This window comes from Bacillus hominis (genome assembly GCF_018332515.1).
GTDB lineage: Bacteria > Bacillota > Bacilli > Bacillales > Bacillaceae_G > Bacillus_A > Bacillus_A hominis.
This window is the reverse complement of the sequence record NZ_BOQD01000679.1, coordinates 1-274: the sequence shown is the minus strand read 5'-3', so window position 1 is coordinate 274 and position 274 is coordinate 1. Positions and strand designations below refer to the sequence as shown.

Sequence of the window (274 nt, the reverse complement as noted above, 5' to 3'; positions counted from 1 at the left end):
AGAAAATCGTTCCAATAGCCGTTTAGCTCGCAGTTTTATTATTGCTTTACCAAATGAGCTAACACCAGAACAAAACAAGAACTTGATTGAAGATTATATTAAAAATCACATGACCAACAAAGGCATGATTGTAAACTATGCTATTCATATAGATGATACAAATAACTTTCATGCTCATTTGATGAGCACAACAAGAGAACTTGATAAATCGGGCTTAGAGTTCGCAAAAAAGAATGTTATCGGCAGAACATGGAATGATGACGAGTTTTTGGAA

1 protein-coding gene is annotated in these 274 nt (G+C 33.9%); it reads left to right on the top strand.

The features are described 5' to 3' along the window. Nucleotides 1-274: MobA/MobL family protein (locus KI356_RS27915; protein ID WP_212937088.1), on the top strand; the 274-nt coding region annotated here is incomplete at both ends.